General features: G+C 57.5%; 20 protein-coding genes. 2 read left to right on the forward strand and 18 right to left on the reverse strand.

Annotated elements, in window-relative coordinates; all coding sequences use genetic code 11:
* Positions 1 to 67 precede the first annotated feature (67 nt).
* Complete coding sequence (locus tag H5T64_08060) at positions 68 to 1,135, forward strand: ABC transporter permease (GenBank protein MBC7264300.1); 1,068 nt, start codon at positions 68 to 70, stop codon at positions 1,133 to 1,135.
* 1 nt (position 1,136) lies between these two features.
* Positions 1,137 to 2,084 (forward strand): ABC transporter permease, encoded by a 948-nt coding sequence (locus H5T64_08065; GenBank protein MBC7264301.1) that lies wholly within the window; start codon positions 1,137 to 1,139, stop codon positions 2,082 to 2,084.
* Between the two features lie 122 nt (positions 2,085 to 2,206).
* Here H5T64_08065 and H5T64_08070 read toward each other — a convergent pair whose 3' ends face one another.
* The 18 genes from H5T64_08070 to H5T64_08155 form a co-directional block, all read right to left on the reverse strand.
* Positions 2,207 to 3,892, reverse strand: coding sequence for a long-chain fatty acid--CoA ligase (locus H5T64_08070; protein MBC7264302.1), 1,686 nt, complete (start codon positions 3,890 to 3,892; stop codon positions 2,207 to 2,209).
* Positions 3,893 to 4,031: 139 nt separating this feature from the next.
* Positions 4,032 to 5,264 (reverse strand): 2-hydroxyacyl-CoA dehydratase, encoded by a 1,233-nt coding sequence (locus tag H5T64_08075; GenBank protein MBC7264303.1) that lies wholly within the window; start codon positions 5,262 to 5,264, stop codon positions 4,032 to 4,034.
* Positions 5,257 to 6,363: a 2-hydroxyacyl-CoA dehydratase gene (locus tag H5T64_08080; GenBank protein ID MBC7264304.1), complete on the reverse strand. Its 1,107-nt coding sequence runs from the start codon at positions 6,361 to 6,363 to the stop codon at positions 5,257 to 5,259. The genes H5T64_08075 and H5T64_08080 overlap by 8 nt, the downstream gene beginning before the upstream one ends.
* A gap of 25 nt (positions 6,364 to 6,388) precedes the next feature.
* Positions 6,389 to 7,207: an MBL fold metallo-hydrolase gene (locus tag H5T64_08085; GenBank protein MBC7264305.1), complete on the reverse strand. Its 819-nt coding sequence runs from the start codon at positions 7,205 to 7,207 to the stop codon at positions 6,389 to 6,391.
* A gap of 28 nt (positions 7,208 to 7,235) precedes the next feature.
* The gene (locus H5T64_08090; GenBank protein ID MBC7264306.1) at positions 7,236 to 7,649 is read right to left on the reverse strand and encodes an acyl-CoA thioesterase; all 414 of its coding nucleotides are present in this window, start codon (positions 7,647 to 7,649) and stop codon (positions 7,236 to 7,238) included.
* A 3-nt stretch (positions 7,650 to 7,652) separates the two neighbouring features.
* Positions 7,653 to 8,066, reverse strand: coding sequence for an acyl-CoA thioesterase (locus tag H5T64_08095; GenBank protein ID MBC7264307.1), 414 nt, complete (start codon positions 8,064 to 8,066; stop codon positions 7,653 to 7,655).
* Between the two features lie 19 nt (positions 8,067 to 8,085).
* Entirely contained in the window at positions 8,086 to 9,288 is a 1,203-nt protein-coding gene (locus tag H5T64_08100; protein MBC7264308.1) for an electron transfer flavoprotein subunit alpha, read from the reverse strand.
* A gap of 21 nt (positions 9,289 to 9,309) precedes the next feature.
* Positions 9,310 to 10,566, reverse strand: coding sequence for a PLP-dependent aminotransferase family protein (locus tag H5T64_08105; GenBank protein ID MBC7264309.1), 1,257 nt, complete (start codon positions 10,564 to 10,566; stop codon positions 9,310 to 9,312).
* A gap of 4 nt (positions 10,567 to 10,570) precedes the next feature.
* Positions 10,571 to 11,392 carry a hypothetical protein gene (locus tag H5T64_08110; GenBank protein ID MBC7264310.1) on the reverse strand — a complete coding sequence of 274 codons (822 nt, stop codon included), beginning with the start codon at positions 11,390 to 11,392 and terminating at the stop codon, positions 10,571 to 10,573.
* Entirely contained in the window at positions 11,389 to 12,177 is a 789-nt protein-coding gene (locus H5T64_08115) for a CoA transferase subunit A (protein MBC7264311.1), read from the reverse strand. The genes H5T64_08110 and H5T64_08115 overlap by 4 nt, the downstream gene beginning before the upstream one ends.
* On the reverse strand, positions 12,174 to 12,854 hold the full coding sequence (locus tag H5T64_08120) for a pyrimidine 5'-nucleotidase (GenBank protein ID MBC7264312.1): 681 nt from the start codon (positions 12,852 to 12,854) through the stop codon (positions 12,174 to 12,176). Before H5T64_08120 ends, H5T64_08115 begins: the two co-directional genes overlap by 4 nt.
* A 23-nt stretch (positions 12,855 to 12,877) precedes the next feature.
* A complete protein-coding gene (locus H5T64_08125; GenBank protein ID MBC7264313.1) occupies positions 12,878 to 14,050 on the reverse strand; it encodes a thiolase family protein in 1,173 nt (390 codons plus the stop codon).
* 36 nt (positions 14,051 to 14,086) lie between these two features.
* Positions 14,087 to 15,385 (reverse strand): hypothetical protein, encoded by a 1,299-nt coding sequence (locus H5T64_08130; protein MBC7264314.1) that lies wholly within the window; start codon positions 15,383 to 15,385, stop codon positions 14,087 to 14,089.
* A gap of 26 nt (positions 15,386 to 15,411) precedes the next feature.
* The gene (locus H5T64_08135; protein ID MBC7264315.1) at positions 15,412 to 16,197 is read right to left on the reverse strand and encodes an electron transfer flavoprotein subunit beta/FixA family protein; all 786 of its coding nucleotides are present in this window, start codon (positions 16,195 to 16,197) and stop codon (positions 15,412 to 15,414) included.
* 19 nt (positions 16,198 to 16,216) lie between these two features.
* Positions 16,217 to 17,389 (reverse strand): acyl-CoA dehydrogenase family protein, encoded by a 1,173-nt coding sequence (locus tag H5T64_08140; protein MBC7264316.1) that lies wholly within the window; start codon positions 17,387 to 17,389, stop codon positions 16,217 to 16,219.
* An 87-nt stretch (positions 17,390 to 17,476) separates the two neighbouring features.
* The gene (locus tag H5T64_08145; GenBank protein ID MBC7264317.1) at positions 17,477 to 18,262 is read right to left on the reverse strand and encodes an enoyl-CoA hydratase/isomerase family protein; all 786 of its coding nucleotides are present in this window, start codon (positions 18,260 to 18,262) and stop codon (positions 17,477 to 17,479) included.
* A 56-nt stretch (positions 18,263 to 18,318) separates the two neighbouring features.
* Positions 18,319 to 19,557 carry a 3-hydroxyacyl-CoA dehydrogenase gene (locus tag H5T64_08150; GenBank protein MBC7264318.1) on the reverse strand — a complete coding sequence of 413 codons (1,239 nt, stop codon included), beginning with the start codon at positions 19,555 to 19,557 and terminating at the stop codon, positions 18,319 to 18,321.
* 30 nt (positions 19,558 to 19,587) lie between these two features.
* Positions 19,588 to 19,833: a hypothetical protein gene (locus H5T64_08155; protein MBC7264319.1), complete on the reverse strand. Its 246-nt coding sequence runs from the start codon at positions 19,831 to 19,833 to the stop codon at positions 19,588 to 19,590.
* Positions 19,834 to 19,835 lie beyond the last annotated feature (2 nt).

Raw genomic sequence — 19,835 nt, forward strand, 5'->3', positions numbered from 1 at the left:
TCCTCTCCTCATAAGGGAGAGGAAGGGAGTGTTCATGGAGCGGGGCACGGACGGAGGAGAGAATAGTTTGAAGATCCTGAATTTTAAGGTCGAAGAAGGACCAGAGCCTTCGACTCTGAGAAAGGTGCTGGCTCCCATTCTGGCCATACTGATGGCTCTCTTGGCTGCGGCGGTTCTGATCGTCATGGCTGGAGCCAGCCCTTGGGTGGCCTATCTGTCTCTCTTCAGTGGAGCCTTCGGTAGTGTGCAAAGCCTGGCCGAGACCCTGGTCAAGGCCACGCCGCTTCTACTGGTGGCCTTGGGCATGATCGTGGCTTTCCGTGGCCGAGTGTGGAACATCGGTGGGGAAGGACAACTCATCGCCGGGGCCATTGCCGCCACTTGGGCTGGCCTGAACTTTGGTTATCTTCCGAAGGGGATGCTGTTCCTCGTGGTGTTGGCAGTGAGTTTCCTGGCCGGGGCACTTTGGGGGGCGATAGCCGGAGCGCTCAAAGCCCGATTGACAGTGAACGAAGTCATCGTCACCATTATGATGAATTACATTGCGATTTATGGGCTGAACTATTTGGTACGAGGCCCCTTGCGAGATCCCTCCATCGCTGGTGGGTTCCCCATGTCACCCCTCATCGCCAGTTCGGCGAAATGGCCTCGCCTTATCGCTGGCACCCGGCTTCACGTGGGCGTGATCGTCGCTCTTCTCGCGGCTGGCGTAATCTACGTCTTCCTCTTTCGGACGCCGTGGGGCTATCGCATCCGGGCCGTGGGCGCCAATCCAGTCGCAGCCCGTTATGGGGGCATCAATGTGCTAAGCAGTATTGTTCTGGCTATGTTCTTGAGCGGGGGGTTAGCAGGACTCGCCGGGGCAGGGGAAATCTGTGGCCTGCATTATCGTTTGTTGGACGGTATCTCCACTGGCTATGGATACACCGGCATCGTCGTGGCCCTCTTGGGCAAATTAAATCCCTTCGGGGCCATTTTGGCTGCTATCTTCTTCGGGGCTATGGTGGTGGGCATGGAGGCCATGCAACGTGCCATCGGCACACCCTCTGCCCTCGTGCTCGCTATCCAGGGCCTGGTGGTGCTGTTCATGTTGGTAGGCGATGTCTTGGTGCGTTACCGGGTCAGGAGGGCTTGACATGAGCTGGGAAACCGTCTTGAACCAGGCGGTTCTGGTCAGTCTATTGGCTGGCACACTTCGTCTCTCTACCCCTATCGTCTTTGCCGCCATAGGCGAGATCCTCACCGAAAGGGCGGGGATATTGAACCTCGGGGTAGAGGGGATCATGCTCATGGGAGCCTTCGCCGGATTCTGGGGGGCATTCCATACCGGTAACCTGTGGGTTGGCACTCTGCTGGGCATGGCTGTGGGTGCCCTAATGGCCTTTTTGATGGCTTTTTTCAGCGTGACTTTGCGGGTGGACCAGGTGATCAGTGGGATGGGCATTTACTTCTTGGGATTGGGACTCTCCAGTTTTCTCTATCGCATCACCTTTGGCATACGCATCTCACCCCCTACCGTCGAGGGTTTCCAGGACCTTCCCATCCCTCTCCTAAATCGCATTCCTGTTCTCGGGCCCATCCTATTCCAGCACAATGCTCTGGTTTATTTGGCTATCCTCCTCGTCCCGCTGTCGGTGCTGGTGCTGTATCGCACGACCTTCGGCCTCCAAGTAAGGGCAGCGGGGGAAAACCCTCGGGCAGCCGATACCCTAGGGGTCAACGTGAACCTGATCCGGTATCTGTGTGTCGTCCTCGGAGGAGTGTTAGTTGGCTTGGGGGGCGTGGTGCTCTCAGTGGCCCACCTGAGAATGTTCTGGGAGAACATGACTGTAGGCCGTGGATTTATCGCCATCGCCATCGTCTATTTTGGTAAATGGCATCCCTATCGCACTTTCGCCGGGGCACTGCTTTTCGGAGGCGCTTATGCCCTGCAGGTATGGCTCCAGGCTATGAATGCCCCAGTGCCTCACCAGTTGTTGCTTATGTTCCCTTATCTATTGACCGTCGCTGTGCTGGCTGTAGTGGCCCGGGAAGCCAAGGGGCCAACTGCCCTAGGGGTGCCCTTCAGGAGAGGTGAGTACTGATCCTTCTGACATTCGCTGCCTGTATTTCTACCCTGCCGATGACGATCTGCCTGGCGGCAGGCACATAGAAAGGGCTTCCAGAAAAGGAAGCCCTTTCTCGTCCTTCAGACCCACTCGCTTTTTCACTGGCCCTTGGCCAGTTTGGCCTTTTCCTCTTCGACCAGGATGCGACGCAGGATTTTGCCGACCATGGTCTTGGGCAATTCGGTGCGGAACTCTACCAGGGTGGGCACCTTGAATTTCGCCATCTTGCCCTTGCAGTACTCGATAATCTCCTCTGCGGTGGCCGTCTCGCCTTCCTTGAGCAGGATGTAAGCCTTCACGGTTTCGCCGCGGTAGGGATCGGGGATGCCTGCCACAACCGCCTCTTTCACCTTCGGGTGCTCGTATAGCACCTCTTCCACCTCACGTGGGTAGATGTTGAATCCGCCGGCGATGATCATATCTTTCTTGCGGTCCACGATGGAGAAGTAGCCATCGGCATCCATCTTGGCGATATCGCCTGTATATAGCCACCCATTGCGCAACTGGTTGGCTGTCTCCTCGGGCATGTTCCAATAGCCCCTCATCACCTGTGGCCCCTTGACCACCAGTTCGCCGATCTCGCCGGGCGGCATATCCTTCTGGCCGGTCTCCAGGTCCACGATCCGGGCGTCGGTGTCGGGCCAGGGCAGGCCAATGGTGCCGATGCGGTTTTCGCCGTAAATGGGGTTGGCGTGGGTTACGGGCGATGCTTCCGTGAGACCATATCCCTCAACGAGTCGCGCCCCCGTCAGTTCCTGGAACTTCGTCTGGACTTCCACAGGCAACCCGGCAGCCCCGCTGATGCAGGCGCGGATAGAGCGTAGGTTGTATTTCGGCGTCTCGGGATGGTTGTTGAGGGCCACGTACATCGTGGGCACGCCCGGGAAAAGCGTGGGCTTATGTTTATCAATGTTCTTGAGGATATCAGGGATGTCTCGCGGGTTAGGTATGAGCACCAGGGTCGCTGCCTGTTGGATACCGAAGTTCATGCAGGTAGTCATGCCATAACTGTGGAAGAGCGGGAGCGCAACCAGCACGGCCTCTTGGGCCTCAGTCGCGTCGGTGATCCAGTGTTTGCACTGGATGGCGTTTGCCATCAGGTTGCGATGGGTGAGTTCTGCGCCCTTTGGCACGCCTGTGGTCCCACCAGTGTACAGGAGGCACGCAATATCCTCAGGCGATACTTCCACTTTCTTCGGCTTGTCCGGAGCCTTCTGAATCAGGTCTTGGAACCAGTAGGTATCCGCGTCACCACTGATGTCTGCGTAGTGGCCCTCCTTTTTCTCCTTGAAGAGCGTGAAGAGCAGCCGGATGAGCGGTGGGAGATACTCCTTCACACTGGTGACAATCACTCGTTTGAGCCCGGTGTTGGCGCGAATGGATTTCACCGCTTTGTAGAAATTGCTCATCACGATGATGGTCTCCGCGCCGGAGTTATTCACCTGATACTGTACTTCGCGCGGGGCATAGAGGGTGTTGATTGGCACTACAATAGCGCCCGCCTTCAATGCGCCATAATAACTGATCACGTACTGCGGCGTGTTGGCGATGTAAATAGCCACCCGGTCACCTTTTTGGACGCCGAGGTTCTGCAGAGCAGCAGCCAGTTTGTCGGCCAGGGCGTTCAACTGCGCGTAGGTGAGTTTGGCATCGTGGAAAATCGTTGCTACAACGTTGGGGTGTTTTCGGGCGGATTCCTCTAAGTTCACGTGGAGCGGGTATTCCGGATACGTGAGGTTTGGCGGCACGGTGGGCTCATAATGCTTCAGCCAGGGTCTTTCCATTTCTCCTCCTCTCTGCCGTTGGGCATCGGCAATTGGGTCTCTGCCCTTGTGGTCCGGGTGAAGACGGACCTTATTCCAATACGATCTAACATTAGTATAACAGAGATAACCGGGAATGTCAATGCTCGGATGGCTGCGATCACCCCCTTCCGACCCGAGTGGTCAGCGCCTCCATAAAGGTCTGAATACGCGTTCTGGTAGGTTCATCGGCGTGGGCGCGGTAGTCACACATATCCGACTCCAAGATGAAGCCGGGCAGACCGGTGCGGGCCGTTAACTCAGCCTTTATCGCATATTGACCCAGCGAATAGGGCTTGCAACTGCGGTTACAGTGCATGACGAAGCCATCCACTTCGTACTCGTTCAACAAACGTATCGTGAGCTCAGTCCGGTATTCCAGGCTTTGGTTCAGGAAGACAGTCGTGTAAGCCCGGGCTAGGCTCTCCAGGGGTTCGTTCCACTGGATCTGCGTGGACCACGCCCCTGTGTACGTGTCCACCACGAAACAGGCGCCATAATCCACAAAGTAGCGATAAAAGCGAAAGAGGTGATGCCATATCGCAATGTTGTCCCAGAGGAGTCGGTATCGCTCCTCTGGCAAAGCGCTGATGCCGCACTCCACTCGCTCCTCGACCTCCGCCTTGAGTTTCTTGTAGAACCCAACTGCCTCTTTGGTCCCCCGGAGCACCACGATGGGGGCCATATTGACGAAGAGGTCGGGAGCATTCAGGGGCGAGGGTTTGGCTTTGCATAGGGCGCGGATTTCGCCCCACAGCACGATGGCTCGGTTTGCCAACTCGATAGTTTCGCTCAATTTTCGTAGATGGAGAGTGCGACGAGTATGATGCTCCAGAAAAGCGACCATCTCGCGGAACTGGGCAAGGACATAGTGAACTGTGTGATCAGCGAGACCATCGTGGAGGAACGGCGTGTCCAGCACAAAGAGGGGGATGTTATAATGCGCTGCCAGCGCTTCGTACCACTTGACTACGGTGCTGCAGATATTATTGCAGCAAATGAGGAGGTGAGGACGAGGCAATCCGCCCAACGGCGCGTTTTTGGCGTCGAAGACGGACCCTAAGTTGCTCCGAGCATAGGAGCATAGATCTGGCGAATAACCCTGCGCCTCCGCCACCTGAGCCAGTGGGACGGCTGCCAGCCGTGCTCCACACAGCGCCCCGTAGTTCTCAGGATAGATGGGGAAAATGTCCATCGCTCGCAAGATCTCCACCGGTGCCCCGCTTGTTACCCAGGCCACTGGTTTGAATCGCCCGACAAACTTACCAATCGTGTAGTGCCGGGTCATTAGGCGTTCGAGATCCGCTGCGGTGCGCAGTTTCTTATATTTCTTTTCTCGCTTCCCCTCAGTCAAATCCTATCATCTCCACAAATGCCTCGACCCTTGTTCGCACTTGGCCCGAGGCCACCGTGTGCTCGGTTTCCAGGCATAGGTGAGGCACCCCTGCCCTCTCTAACACAGACTTCAGCCGTGGATAATCAAAAGCGTGGGGGTCGCAGTACTTGGGGATGAAGAAGATCACGCCATCGGCTCGGTTTTGCTGTATTAGTCCGATCAACCGCTCACCACGGTCGCGGCCCGGAGCGTGTTTGGAAGGGCAGGGGGCGCGATTCAGATAGCGCCTTGCCAACTCGACATAAGGATCACTACCGATGGCTACAGGCGTATCGAAATAGCGGCTGCCACTACATAGGTCATCGCCAACCACGTGGGCCCCCGCGTTCTCCACCAGTGCAACAAGCGCTAAGTCGTCGAGGATGGCTCCCGAGAGAATCAAGCGCGGCTTTCCGTCAGCGGGGCATGGGGGCTCGGTCTGCTGTGCCTCCACCACCTGGCGGAGTAGGGGATTATAGTCTTCTTTTGGCATCAGCATCCCGGCGTTCACGATGGCCAACACGTCGGCGGCAGACAACCTGTCACGCGAAGCATATAGGCGGGTCAGTAGGTCCCGCGTCTCGTTGTAAAGCGCGATACTCTCGTACAGTCGCTCTGTGGTTACGGGCGCATCGAATCGCGAACCCAACTCGGCGGCGAAGTGATGTAACTCGGCGACGGTGTAGTCCAGAGCGTGGGGGCTCTCTATCGCAGTCGGCAGGGCGAAATGGAGAATGGCTATCTCAGTCTGTGTCATGCGCCAGATATCAGCCAAACACTGCATAGTATCGCAAGTCTGGGGGAAGATGACGCCGGCTAGGAAATCAAACTTTCTCTTGAGCAACTGGTCGGTGCAGGAACGGGCCAAGGCACAGCAGAAACTGGGCAGCACGGCCTCACCCTCGGTGATGGGATCGGGGCTCTCCATTAGCCGGATGGGCGTGAACCCCGCCGCGTGCATTATTTCTTCCGGGGCATAGGTGCAGATGTAACCTAGGGCACGGCGGTCAGGATGGCGGGTGGACCAGTTCCGGCAGCGGTTTTCGTGGACAGCGCGCAGCGCTTCCAATGCATTCAATTAGCCCTACCTCACAGGCTATTTTTCACGCTGATGTACTGCTTTGGTTCTCCAAATAAGATCGGATCAAATTTGTACTGCTGAAATGGCCCAAAGTAACGTAGCGGATAAGCGACTCCGATCCGAAGAGCCGATCTCGGATGGCGGCCACACTCATCCCGGAATTGTGCAACCGGCGTATTTCCTCCCCCAATCCTTCCAGATACTCGATTTTCTCGCGGATGTCGGAGCCGGGATCGTCGCGCACCGTTCCACTACCTGCGAACAGACGCGTGAGTGGTAGTTGGGCTATCTTTTTCAACGAGGCAATGATGGTGTAGACGTTGTAGTCCAGTCGTAATACCCGATCTTTGCCGCCGATATACAAATCCCCGGAGAAAAGCCACTTGCGATCGGGTTCATACAAACAGACGTGCCCCGGTGCGTGACCTGGCGTGGGGATGATCTGGAAGCGATGGTGCTCGGTTTCCACCCACTCGCCGATAGGTTCACCACATGAGGGCTGTGGCCATCCCCAGAAGAGAATGCGGTAGGGCTGCAATCGCAACAGGCGCGGGTTTTCCAAGATGGGCAGCGTCTCTGGATGCGCGAATATGCGCACGCCACGCGTCCGCTGCAACTGAGCGTTACCGCCGATGTGATCTTCGTGGTCGTGGGTATTCACTATCTGCGCGATGGGCACCCCCGCCATGGCGCTCGATAGTTCTAGTGCGGTGTGGGCACAGCCGGTATCAATGAGCAGGCCATCCACCCAATACGCCGCCGTGAAATAGAGCGGGTGTCCGGCAATCGCGCGTGCCATGAGGATGCGGTGCACGCCCTCGATTTCGGTTACAGTGATCATGGTGGTATGTGGTCCTCGCTACGCATCATCAGAGGCGTTGCTCTAGTTCTTGACGTACGCGCTCTGGGATGGGGACGGGGCGGCCACCCTCGCGCATGTTCACGAACACTTGTACAGTGCGCCCGGTGGCAAGGAGTTGTCCCGTCTCGGCATTCAATACTTCATAGACCAGGGCGAAACTGGATCTGCCCAGATCCTCCGCCCAGGTGCGTATAGTCAACACCTCATCGAAGTGGGCGGGGGCGTGGTACGTGCATGAAGCCTCCGCGATGACAAAGCCGATCCCCGTTCGTTCTATGTCCGCATACTGCAGGCCCAGGTCACGGAAGTAGTTGACGCGCGCCACTTCAAACCAGACGAAGTAATTGGCGTAGTACACGACGCCCTGGGCATCGGTCTCCGCATAGCGGACTCGCACTTCCGACGAAACCACGTATGCCATGTCTTAGGCTCCTCCCATAGCGGTGGCAAGGTCCGGCGGAAGGCGACACACTCGGCCCTCGTGGTTCACGCATAGGTGCACAGTGTATCCCGTCACCAGCGTCTTTCCCGCCGCATCCACGATCTCGTAGCCGAAGGTCATGCCCCGGCTGCGCACCTCCTCCACCCAGGTGCGCACCCGTACCAGATCACCGTAGCGGGCTGGAGCATGATAGCGCGCATAGACTTCCGAAAGCGGAAAATTGATGCCCCTCGCCTCCCACTCCGCGAACGATTCGTTATTCACAGTTCGGAAGTAATCGCCTCGTCCTACCTCGAACCAGATGATGTAGTTCGTGTGATAGACGATGCCCATCGCATCCGTTTCCGCATACCGGACGCGGATTTCTGACTCGACGATTCTCTTTTCTTTTCCCATCGGGCCATCATCCCGCGGTTTATATCTTGCTTCCTGCGCCAGCGGCCTTCAGTTCCTTCAAGATCTCCGGGATGATCTTATACAGGTCGCCAACTAGTCCCAGGTCGGCGATCTGGAAAATGGGGGCATTCGGGTCTTTGTTGATGGCGATAATGTATTTGGACTCCTTCATTCCCGCTTGGTGCTGGATAGCCCCGGAGATGCCACAGGCAACATAGAGGTCAGGGTGCACTGTTTTGCCCGTCTGTCCGACCTGATGATCCGAATCAATCCAGCCAGCATCCACCGCCGCACGGGAGGCGCCGCATTCACCACCCAGTGCGTTTGCCAGTTCCTCGATCAGTTTGAAGCCCTCTGGTCCGCCGAGCCCCCGGCCACCCGAGACGATGATCTTGGCTTCCTCCAGGTTCACTCGGCGGCGCACTTCCTTTACCGCCTCTACCACCTTCGTTCGGATATCATCTGGGCTCAGATCCACATCTATCTTCTCCACTGTGCCCGTGCGGGTGTTATCTGGTGGGCGTGCGACCATCACACCGGGGCGGACCGTGGCCATCTGGGGACGATGCCGTGGGCAGACAATGGTGGCCATGATGTTTCCGCCGAAGGCTGGGCGGGTCTGGAGCAGGAGCCGCTCCGCGTCGTCAATGTCCAAGCCGGTGCAATCCGCAGTCAGTCCAGTGGTGATGCGCTGCGAGATGCGCGGGGCCAAGTCACGCCCGATAGTGGTAGCGCCGAACAGCATGATCTCCGGCTTCTTCTCTTGGATCAGGTCGGCGATGACCTTGGCGTAGGGGTCCGTGCGGTAATGGGCCAGTTCGGGGTGGTCGGCCACATACACCACATCCGCTCCGTGCCAGATAAGTGGCTGGGCCAATCCCTCCACTTGGTGACCCAAGAGCACCGCGCCTACCTGCACACCCAGGTGGTCGGCCAAGTCACGGGCCTTGGAGAGCAACTGCGGGACCACTTTGGTTAGTTGCCCATCGCGTTGCTCGGCGAAGACCCAGATATTGCGGTAATCCTCGGGTCGCACCGCGCCCTCGACCACCACTCCCAGTACCAGTGCACCCTCCGGACAGGCGTCCACACAGGCTCCGCAATCCACACAGATGTCGAAGACCTTGGCCTTTCCGTTCTGCACCGCGATGGCTCCAAAGGGGCAGGCTGCCTCGCAAGCGCCACAGCCAGTGCACTTTTCTTCGATGACGCGCAGTTCCATGTTTCCTCCTTCGCCTGTTAGTTAATCCTTATGTGTTGCAACGCCGACAGATGCGGTTGCCATCTGGCGTTTGATAGCCTTGCCTAACCGCTGGATGCCCTCCTCAATCATCTCTGGGCTTGCATTCGAAAAGTTCAGTCGGAAGGCGTCGCGCCCCGCTCCATCAGGATAGAAGGCTGTGCCGGGGATGAAGGCCACCTTTTCTTCAATTGCGACCTTCAGCAGTTCCAGACAATCTACCCCTGGGGGCAAACGTATCCAGAGGAAAAGACCGCCCTGAGGGCGCGTCCAAGTGACTCCTTCGGGGAAGTACTTCTCCATTGCCGCCAACATCACATCGCGTCGCTTGCGGTACACTTCCCGAATCTGCTTGACGTGTTGGCGCACGAACCCGCGCTGGCAGATGTCATTGACGATCATTTGGGTGAACGTGCTGGTATGCAAGTCTGCTCCTTGCTTGGCCAACACGAGTTTGGCGATGATCGCCTCTGGGGCTACGATCCAGCCCAGGCGGATGCCAGGGGCGAGCGTCTTGGAGAAAGTGCTGAGGTAGAGGGTGTTCTCCTTGTGCAAGACCACGATAGGAGTGATATCCTCGCCCTCGAACCGTAAATCTCCATACGGGTCGTCCTCTACGATGAACACTCCATACTTAGCAGCCATCTCCACGAGTTTCATCCGCCGTTCCAGAGACAATGTAACTCCAGCAGGGTTGTGGAAATTAGGCAGGATGTAAATGAACTTGATGGGATGACTTTTCAGCGCATCTTCGAGTAGATCCACCTGCATCCCATCATCGTCCAGCGGGATGGTGACATAACGGGCCTCATAAGCATTCCAGGCTTGTATTGCGCCCAGGTATGTGGGGCGCCCGGCGATCACGTAGTCGCCGGGGTCAATGAAAATCTTGCCGATGAGGTCCAGGGCCTGCTGCGAGCCGTTGGTGATCAGCACATTCGGGGGTTCGGCTGGCACGCCGTATTTCTGCATTTTCTCGCAGAGGTACTCCTTCAACGGGGGATAGCCCTCCGTTACGCTATACTGGAGGGCGGTTGGCCCATCGTGTTCCAAGACATAGCGGCAGGCTTCTTGGAACTCGCGGACAGGGAATAGTTCTGGCGCGGGCAAGCCCCCGGCGAAAGAGATGATATCCGGTCGCTGGGTGAGTTTTAACGTTTCCCGAATGATGGAACTACTCATTCCTACCGTTCGCTGGGCATACTTCGTATCCCAAATTGTGGTTACCTTTCCGTCAAAGCGTGATAAGTTCGGTGCCATGAGATTACCCTCCTTGCTCTCCTTCGATGATCTCGCGGAGTTTGACTCGGCGGGCTTCTCCGCTGAGGCACTCCAGGGTACGCACGCCCAGGGGGTCAATTTCCTCGCGAAGGAGGCGCACTTCCTCGGCGCTGGGAGGGGGCGTCTCGACCACCTGTGGTGCGTAGGCTAACTCGAAGCCCGTGCGAGCCTCGATGTCGGCGACGGAGACACCCGGATGATGTGAGATCAAGCGCATCCGCCCGCCCACAAAGTCGAAAGTGCCTAGGTCGCTCACCAGATAACGAGGCCCTGGCCGGCGTCCTGGTGTCTCCGGCACGCCAAGCCCACTCACAAAGTCCACTTTCTCCACGAACACCCGCGGCGAATGTCGCGGTACATACAGATACACCCGTCGCGAGAAAACGGTTACATCGCAGATGCCCCCACTACCAGGCAACCGCACGAGGGGCGCGGTATAGTCGCCAATGACGACATTATTGAAGTTGCCGTGAGGATCAATCTGCGCCGGGCGGAAGAATTCCTTCGGTTGCACCTGGGGCAGGAGAGCGTGACATATCTCGTCGAAGTCGAGTGTGGCCACTGCGTTGCCCAGCCACAGTTCTTCCACTCGGGTCAGTGAAAGGGGCGCCCAATCCTGGCAGATAGTACCACCTATGGCAGAGGCCATGACCAGGTTCGGCGCGTGGGTGCGCTTTGCCAATAGATAACCGGCGGCGACCAAGGGAGTGGCAATGCCCTGCACTACCATCTCGCCATCCTCAATCTGGCGGGCGATACAGACGCATATCAGTTCGTCAATGGTGAAATCCTTCGCTATAGTCACGGGTTCCGTTCCAAAAATTCGCGCAGATAATTTTCGAATCGCCCGGCCTGACACATCTCAACGTAGCGCAGTATCTCTCTTCCGTCCAGGGGGTACTCTGGATAGCACGAAGTCGGCCATGCTCCCCGCGGCGCCTCCACCACTGCGCTCACACGCACCCCGGGGACGTCAGCCAGCCGATCCAGACGCGCCACCACTCGTTCGGCGGTGACGACCACCTTTTCGGCGGCGAAAGCCAACTGCCAATCCAAGGCCCTGTTGCCGACGAAGGCTGCATTGCCCCAGTGGTCAGCCTCGCGAGCGTGGATAACGGCCACATCAGGGCGAATGGCGGGGAAAGCAACCACCTGTTCACCAGAGTATGGGTCAGTTACCAGTTTCACATCTGGCCGGACACGCAGGCAATCGGTGCCCAGCCAACCCTGTCCGGGCATGAAACCGACCCCCGCTGCTGCCGCCCGCAGGCCGTAAGCCAGACTGGCTTCTGATTCCTCGATGACGCGTACCCCTCCTTTGCCCGCCAGGGCTGTGAACATCGGGGCCAAGCCAAACCCCTCCAACCCAAAGTAACAGGTTCGCACTGCCGATATCAGACCCGCTCCCACTAACAGATCGCTCTCGTAACTGGCGGCCAGGCTCACGAGGGTCAGTTTACCGATCCGCTGCCGGATTACTTCGCGGACGAAGGCAACAGGCTTGCGGTACAGGTTCATCCCGCCTAAAGCCAATGTTTCGCCGGACCGCAAAAGCGCCACAGCCTCGGACAGTGCGATGACCTTGTTCATCGCCCCTGCGCTCCGTCGCCAGCAATCCATCCGTTGGCCTCCAGATGCTTGAAAAGAGGGCCAATATCGGTGATGGAGGGCACTACAAAGTCCACCTCTTCGCCTTCGCTGCCCTCGCCTACCAGAACAGTGACCATGCCCAGCCTGGCCGCTGGCCTTAAATTACGGATGGAATCTTCGAATAGGATACACTCTCCGCCCCGCGCAGGCAGTCTCTCCAATAGACGAAGGTACACTTGCAGTGCCGGCTTGCTGACATATTCCATCGCCACTACATCGAAGACGCGCGTGAAATGTCGTTCGATGCCCAATGCCCGCAGCACTCGCCAGGCGTGCTGAGCAGAAGCATTGGTGAAGACCACCTTCTCCAGATTTGTGGAGTCCAATGCGGCGTCTAACTCGGGGTTAGGGCAGATCATTTCCTCAACCGGAAAATCGTGTACGAAAGCCAAGTATTCCTGCGCGTCAACGTGGTGTTCCGCAATCAGCCCGCTCAAAGTTGTCCCATACTGTTCGAAATAGCGGTCGCGCAATGGGCGCACCAGTTCCCTTGGCAGGCCCACGCGGTCAGTCATATATTGCTGGATACGACGGCCGAGGACCTCCATCATCTTGGAATCGGGCGGATAAAGCGTGTTATCCAGATCAAAGACTGCGTATCGTAGAGCGCGTTTCATGAGATCCCTGACCAAATGCTCCGTTAAGTTGCGACCAGCATGGCTTCGCCCTGCGCTCCTGCTCCGCAGATGGCGGCCAGGCCTAATCCGCCACCACGGCGGCGCAACTCATATACCAGCGTCATCAGGATGCGGGCTCCTGTTGCCCCTACCGGGTGGCCAATGGCTACCGACCCGCCATTCACATTCACCTTCTCGGGATCAATCCCTAATATCTTGATAGCCGTGAGGGTGGTGGCAGCGAATGCTTCGTTGATCTCCCATAGTACGATGTTCTTTTTGTCCAGCCGGGCTCGTGCCAGCGCATCCTCCGCTGCTAATGCGGGGACGACGTTGATCAGCCGCGGCGCAGCGGAAGCCTGCCCGATAGCCAGGATACGGGCCAACGGTTCGAGTCCTCGCTCACGAGCCTTATTCGCGGACATAATAACCACCATCGCTGCCCCATCATTCAGGCCAGGGGCATTGCCTGCGGTGACAGTGCCCTGCTCCTCGAAGGCTGGTGGGAGGGCGGCCAATTTCTCGTAAGAGGTATCAGCACGAGGTTGCTCATCGGTGGTGACAATGACTGTGCCCTTCTTGTCTGGTACCTCCACTGCGAAGACCTCGTCTTTCCACTTGCCCGCTTGGAGTGCTTCCTGATAGCGCATATGGCTGCGCAGCGCCCACAGGTCTTGTTGCTTGCGATCGATGCCGTGCTCTAAGGCTACCTCGCTGGCGAAGATGCCCATGTGTTTTCCGGAGATGGGGCAGGTGAGAGCGGCGGTGAGTGCGTCCACCAACGGGGCGTGGCCCAGGCGGTAGCCCCAGCGGGCCTGTGGCAAGATATAGGGCACATTGCTCATGCTCTCCATGCCCCCGGCAATGACTACCTCTGCCTCTTCGTGGGCGACTAGCCACCACGCCCAGCGCATAGCCACCATTGCCGCCACGCATGCCTTGTCCACGCCGATGCAGCGCACCTTCTCTGACAACCCAGCACGCAAAGCAGCCTGGCGTGCGGGGACTTGGCCCAGTCCTGCGCTGGCGGCATTGCCCAAAATCACCTCATCCACCTCGTCGCCTGAGAGCGCGGCTCGCTTCGTCACCTCGCGGATGGCGAGAGCACCCAGTTCCACTGCCGACAGCGGGCGCAGCGCCCCACCGAAACGGCCAAAAGGCGTCCGCGCGGCGGCGACAATCACTGCCGGTCTCATACTACGTTCACCCTCTTGAGCAAAAACGTCATGTTTTCATAGTCCTTCCGGGCGTGTCGCCCAGGGAAGGTAAACCGGATATAGCGGCGTGTCGTAAACAGATGGATCGGTTGTGCTAAAGTAAAGGGCTTGTTCGGGGGGTGTTTCCCCCTCCATCCAAGTGAGATAAACTTCACTGGCGGTTGCATCCAATGCCAGGTTCTCCCGGCTCGTTTCTGAGGGCAGGATTACCTCCTCACTCCCCCAACCTCGCCCATCATTATGCGCATAATGGAGGTTAACAGCAATCGCTCTCATCTGCTCGAGGAGACCTTCGCTCCAAGCCAAATGCAAACCACCTGCTTCATCAGATACTAACTCGACGTCGCGCACCGCTTGGTTAGGGTTGGGTGTGGAAATGGGCAGATTCGGCCCCCACTCTCCCCCTGCCCACACCCGCTCGTAGAGCGCTGAACCCTGCGACTCCGATGAGAAGGGGCTTCCCGTGTCCGTCCACACGAGGTGCACCTGCCCGCTCCCATCTATGGCAAGGGCTACATCCTGGGCTACGCCGTCAACGGAGGAGATGTTCACTGGCTCGCTGAAATTTTGCCCATCAAAGCGGGTGTAATAGGCATCTACGAAGTATCGGTCATACATCCACTGGCTACTGTTAAGGCCAAATCCAGCCAGGTGAATAGTATCGCCCTCCACAGCACCCGTGTATACGCTTATGCGGTAGTCCCAAGGTGCCATATCGGTCCACATGCCATCCTGTTGGTACATGTACGAGGAAGCAAGGCCATGGCTGGCAAAGGCGTAGAGCCTATCTTGGGCTTTCAGGAGCACGAGCTGATAGCCCCCGGTGAGATAAAATGGGTCGTGATGTATGACCTGGGCCTCTGACCAATAGCCTCTCTCATAGCGACGGTAGAGGATATCGGTGCCATCGGCTGGCGCACCTTCGCTGGCGGCATATATCTGACACCATACCAGATGCATGGTCCCATCTGCTTCGAGACAAGCGCTCGGCGAAAGGCTGGACCAAGGGGACGACGACAGATTCTGCGTAGGGGTCCACATTTGCGACTCTGCTATCCAGCGGCGGTATGCGATGGCCGTTGTGCCAGAGAGATTATCGCACCAGAAGACATGTACATCGCCGGTTTGTGAGTCATAGAGCAATTGTGTTCCACCGAGCACATGGGCACGGGTTGTTATGCGGATAGGAGCGATCCAGCCACGAGCAGGGCCTTCTGCCTTCACCCAGTGTGCACCTAACATCTGTAGGGCGAGCGATGCCCCAATGGCCGCCGCTCTGCCCAAGACCATGATCGGTTTACCTTCTCTTTTCACCCCCGTTCCTTCGACAAGATTGGCGATCAGATGATGTTCTTGCTCTTCAGGCGAGCGACGAACTCCTTCGCCAGTTCCTGCGGTGAGCCCTGGATGACTTCGCCGGGTTCTTTGGGTGGTGGTGTGAAACTGCGCTTCACCTGCGTAGGCGAACCTTTCAGGCCCACCTTGTCGCGGTCGGCATCTAAGTCATCGGCTCCCCAAACGATTACTTCGCGCTCCCGGTAGGCACTGATAATGCCCGGCGCAGACGGGTAGCGAGGCTTATTGGCCTCTTTGGTGATGGTGAGCAGTGCTGGTAGGTCTGTTTCGATGACCTCATAGCCGTCCTCTAACGCACGCTCGGCCTTCACCTTGTTGTCTTCGATCTCCAATTTGCGAACGTAGGTGATCTGCGGTATGCCCAGGTACTCGGCTAACTGGGGGCCCACCTGGGCGGTATCGCCGTCAATGGCCTGTCGGCCAGCCAAGACCAAGTCGTAGTCACCGATCTTTCGGACCGCCAAACCCAGTGTAGTGGCGGTGGCCCAGGTATCCGCTCCCGCGAAGGCTGGGTCTGAGATGAGAATCGCCTGATCCACGCCCATTGCCAATGCTTCGCGCAGCGCCTCATCAGCCTGCGGTGGCCCCATCGAAATGACGATGACCTCCGCCCCTCGGCTTTCCTTGAGTTTGAGCGCCTCTTCGATGGCGTTCTTGTCCTCCGGGTTGATGATGCTGGGCACACCCTCTCGGATGAGCGTTCCTTTCACTGGATCCAAGCGCACCTCATGGGTGTCTGGCACCTGTTTGATAGTGACAATGATCTTCATCTGCCTTCCTCCCTAACCCTCAGCGTAGCCTCAGTCCGACGCGGCGGAACAAGTTACGAGCGATGACCTCGCGGTTGATCTCATTGGTGCCCTCGAAGATGCGGGTGATGCGGGCATCGCGGTACATGCGCTCGACGGGGTATTTTTTCATATAGCCCATACCGCCATGGATCTGGACGGCCACGTCTGCGGCCCGACAGGCTACCTCAGAACCGTAAACCTTGCACATAGCGGCCATAGTGGTGAATTCGCGCCCCATTTGGCCGGTGTCCATCATCCACGCTGTGCGATAGACGAGTGAACGCAGAGCCTCGATCTCGATGGCCATATCCGCAATCATCCATTGGATCGCCTGCTTGGTAGCGATGGGTTCACCGAACTGGTAGCGGCTCTTCGCGAACTCCAAGCACATCTGGAGAGCAGCATCCGCCGCGCCCAGGCAGCCCGCACCTAAACTAATGCGTCCCACATCGAGCGTTTTCATCGCCGTTAAGAACCCTGCCCCAAACTGGCCCAGCACATTTTCTTTGGGCACGCGGCAGTCCTCGAAGATGATCTCCGCTGTGGACGAGCCACGGATACCCATCTTCTCCTCTTTGTGTCCGGTCTTGAACCCGGGGAACTCCTTCTCGACGATGAAGGCGGTCACTCCGCCACGTGCGCCCAGCGCTGGATCGGTGACGGCGAAAACCGTTATCACATCGGCGATATCGCCGTTGGTGATCCAGATCTTAGAGCCATTCAGAATGAAGTAATCTCCATCCCGTATCGCCCGCGTCTGGATGGCGGCTGCATCGGAACCGGCGTTGGCCTCAGTGAGGGCGAAAGCAGCGATCTTTTCGCCCCTGGCCAAGGGCACCAGATATTTCTGTTTCTGTTCCTCGGTGCCATCCAGATAGATCGCCATAGCCCCGATACCGGTATGCGCGCCGATGATGGTGGCAGTGGAACCGCAGACTTTGTTCAGTTCTTCCATCAAGATGCAGTAGCCGATCTCTCCTGCGCCTGCACCACCGTATTTTTGAGGGAAGGGCACGCCCATCAGACCCAACTTGCCGGCTTTCTTGATAACCTCCCATGGCACCCGCTCGTCGCGGTCAATCTCTTCGGCGATAGGGGCCACTTCTTTCTGAGCGAACTCGCGGATCATACGGCGCAGGAGTTCGTATTCTTTTGGAAAGGTGAAATCCATATCTTCTGCCTCCTGACTCCATAGTCGAGAGCGCGTGCAAGCAACCGGATGCTCTCCGAACCGGTTACTTGCACGCCTTAGGCGGGATTACTTATCCTTGAACGTCGGTTTTCGCTTCTGGAGAAATGCGCCTACACCCTCGCGCATGTCCTCGGTTTCACACAATTTGCCGAATAAGTCTGCCTCCAATGGCAAGGCCTCATCGAGCGGCAGGTCTAACCCCTTGGTCACTGACTCTAAGATGGCCGCATTGACCTTAGCGCTTTTGGAGGCGATGACCTTCGCCAGGCGAGTGGCCTCTCGGACTACCGAGCCGACGGGCACGACCTTGTCTACCAGACCCAAGCGGAATGCCTCTTGTGCCGTGATGTTGGTGCCGGTCAAGAGGAGTTCGAGGGCCTTGCCCTTGCCAATCAGGCGTGGCAAACGCTGCGTGCCACCCCAGCCGGGCATAATGCCTAAGTTGGTTTCTGGTTGGCCGAACTGGACGCTGTCCTCTGCGTAGCGGATGTGGCAGGCCATCGCTAACTCATTCCCGCCGCCCAGCGCAAAGCGCCCGTTGATGGCGGCGATGACGGGCTTCTTGCTGTTTTCGATCTTGCGGAACAGTTGATGCCCTGCCCACGCCTTCTCTTTGCCATCTTCATACCCTTTGACCACATTGATCTCGTTGATGTCGGCCCCTGCGCAGAAGAATTGCCCTGCTCCAGTGATGATGATCACTTTCACCTGATCGTTGGCCGTTACCTCATCGAAAGCAGCATTCAGGTCCCGCACAGTTTGGCTGTCAAAGGCATTGGCTGGCGGGTGATCGAGAGTGAGGATCGCCGTGCGTTCCTCAATGGTTACGTGCACATATTGATAGTCGCCCATGATTGTTCTCCTTTCTTTTGAGACAATGCGAGATGGGAAGCCACGCGCTCCCCTTATCAAACAGTGTATTCTTTGAACCCCCGGCCGGCTTTTTTGCCCGTCTCTCCCGCAGCGACCTTCCGTCGCAGCAGATCTGCTGGGGCAAATCTCCTGCCGTATTTCGCTTCCAGTTCTTCCAGCTTCTTCAACACCACATCCAGGCCGATCTCATCGGCGTACTCCAGCGGACCCATGCGCACCAACTCGTTGCCTTTGCGCACAGCCATACCGATGCCGGCGATGCAGGCCATGTCAATATCGTTTACATTCGCGATACCCTCCGTTACACACAGGGCCGCCTCGTTGATGAGCGGCATCATCAGTCGATCCACGCTGAATTCGGTCCCGGTCTTGACCTTCCCCTCGGCCTGCAACTTCCGGATCATTTCCTTCACCGGCTCGTCGGTCTGATCACCATACCCGTAGAAGCCCGCTCCAGTCTTCTCTCCGTAGCGTCCGGACTGGAATAGTTCCTCGAATAGGACTGCTGCTTCCATCCGGTCACCATACTTCGATGCCAGGTACTTGCCGACATGATAGCACACATCAATGCCTAACATGTCCATCAGCTGGAAGGGCCCCATCGGCCAACCAAAGTTCCTCATCGCCTCATCAATCTCGCTTGCCGGCGCAGCACCCTCCTGCAGGGCGATCACCGCTTCGTTCAGATAAGGCATCAGCAAGCGGTTGACCAGGAAACCGGGACATTCCTTTACGATGACTGGGATTTTCCGCAATTCCTGGGCGAATTGTTGCACTGTGTCAATAGTATCTTGGTCGGTCTTCTCGCCGGGGATGATCTCCACCAGTTTCATCACGTGCGCCGGGTTGAAGAAATGCAGACCAATCACCTTGTGTGGGCGATTGGTGGCCGAGGCCATCTCGCTGATGGAAAGGGCCGATGTATTCGAAGCGAAAATGGCATCGGGGTGGCACACCTTATCCAGTTCGGCGAACACAGCCTGCTTGATCTTCATGTTCTCAGGCACGGCTTCGATGACAATGTCCACATCTCCGAACTCGTCGTAGGTGAGCGTCGGTGTCACCAAATCTAGTTTCGATTGCATCTCGCCAGGACTCATCTTGCCCTTATCCACGCGGCTCTGGTAGATACTGCGTACAGTCTCCATGCCTTTATCCAAAGCCTGCTGGTCAATGTCCTTCAGTACCACGGGTAAGCCCGAGTAACTGATGACCTGGGCAATGCCCCCGCCCATGGCCCCGGCACCTACCACTGCCGCCTTGAAAATAAACATCTCCTCACCTCCTCTGTGGGTTTGAACACCTTACCAAGTTTGAAGGGCGATCGCCGCCTCGGGCGAGCCGATGCGCACGAAATACATCCACTTGTCAGGATATTTAGCGAACGCGAGGTCATTGGCCTGGCCCAACGTTTTGCCGACGAAATATTCCCCGCTCTCTGGCTCGATGGCCACAATTTCGCCGGGGCTGTTTTTCTCCAACTGCGCTTTGATCTTCTCGTACACCTGGCGGCCCTTGGCCTCGAATGCCTCTTTGCTTTTCGGGTCCATCA

The organism is Chloroflexota bacterium, assembly GCA_014360825.1.
GTDB lineage: Bacteria > Chloroflexota > Anaerolineae > UBA2200 > JACIWT01 > JACIWT01.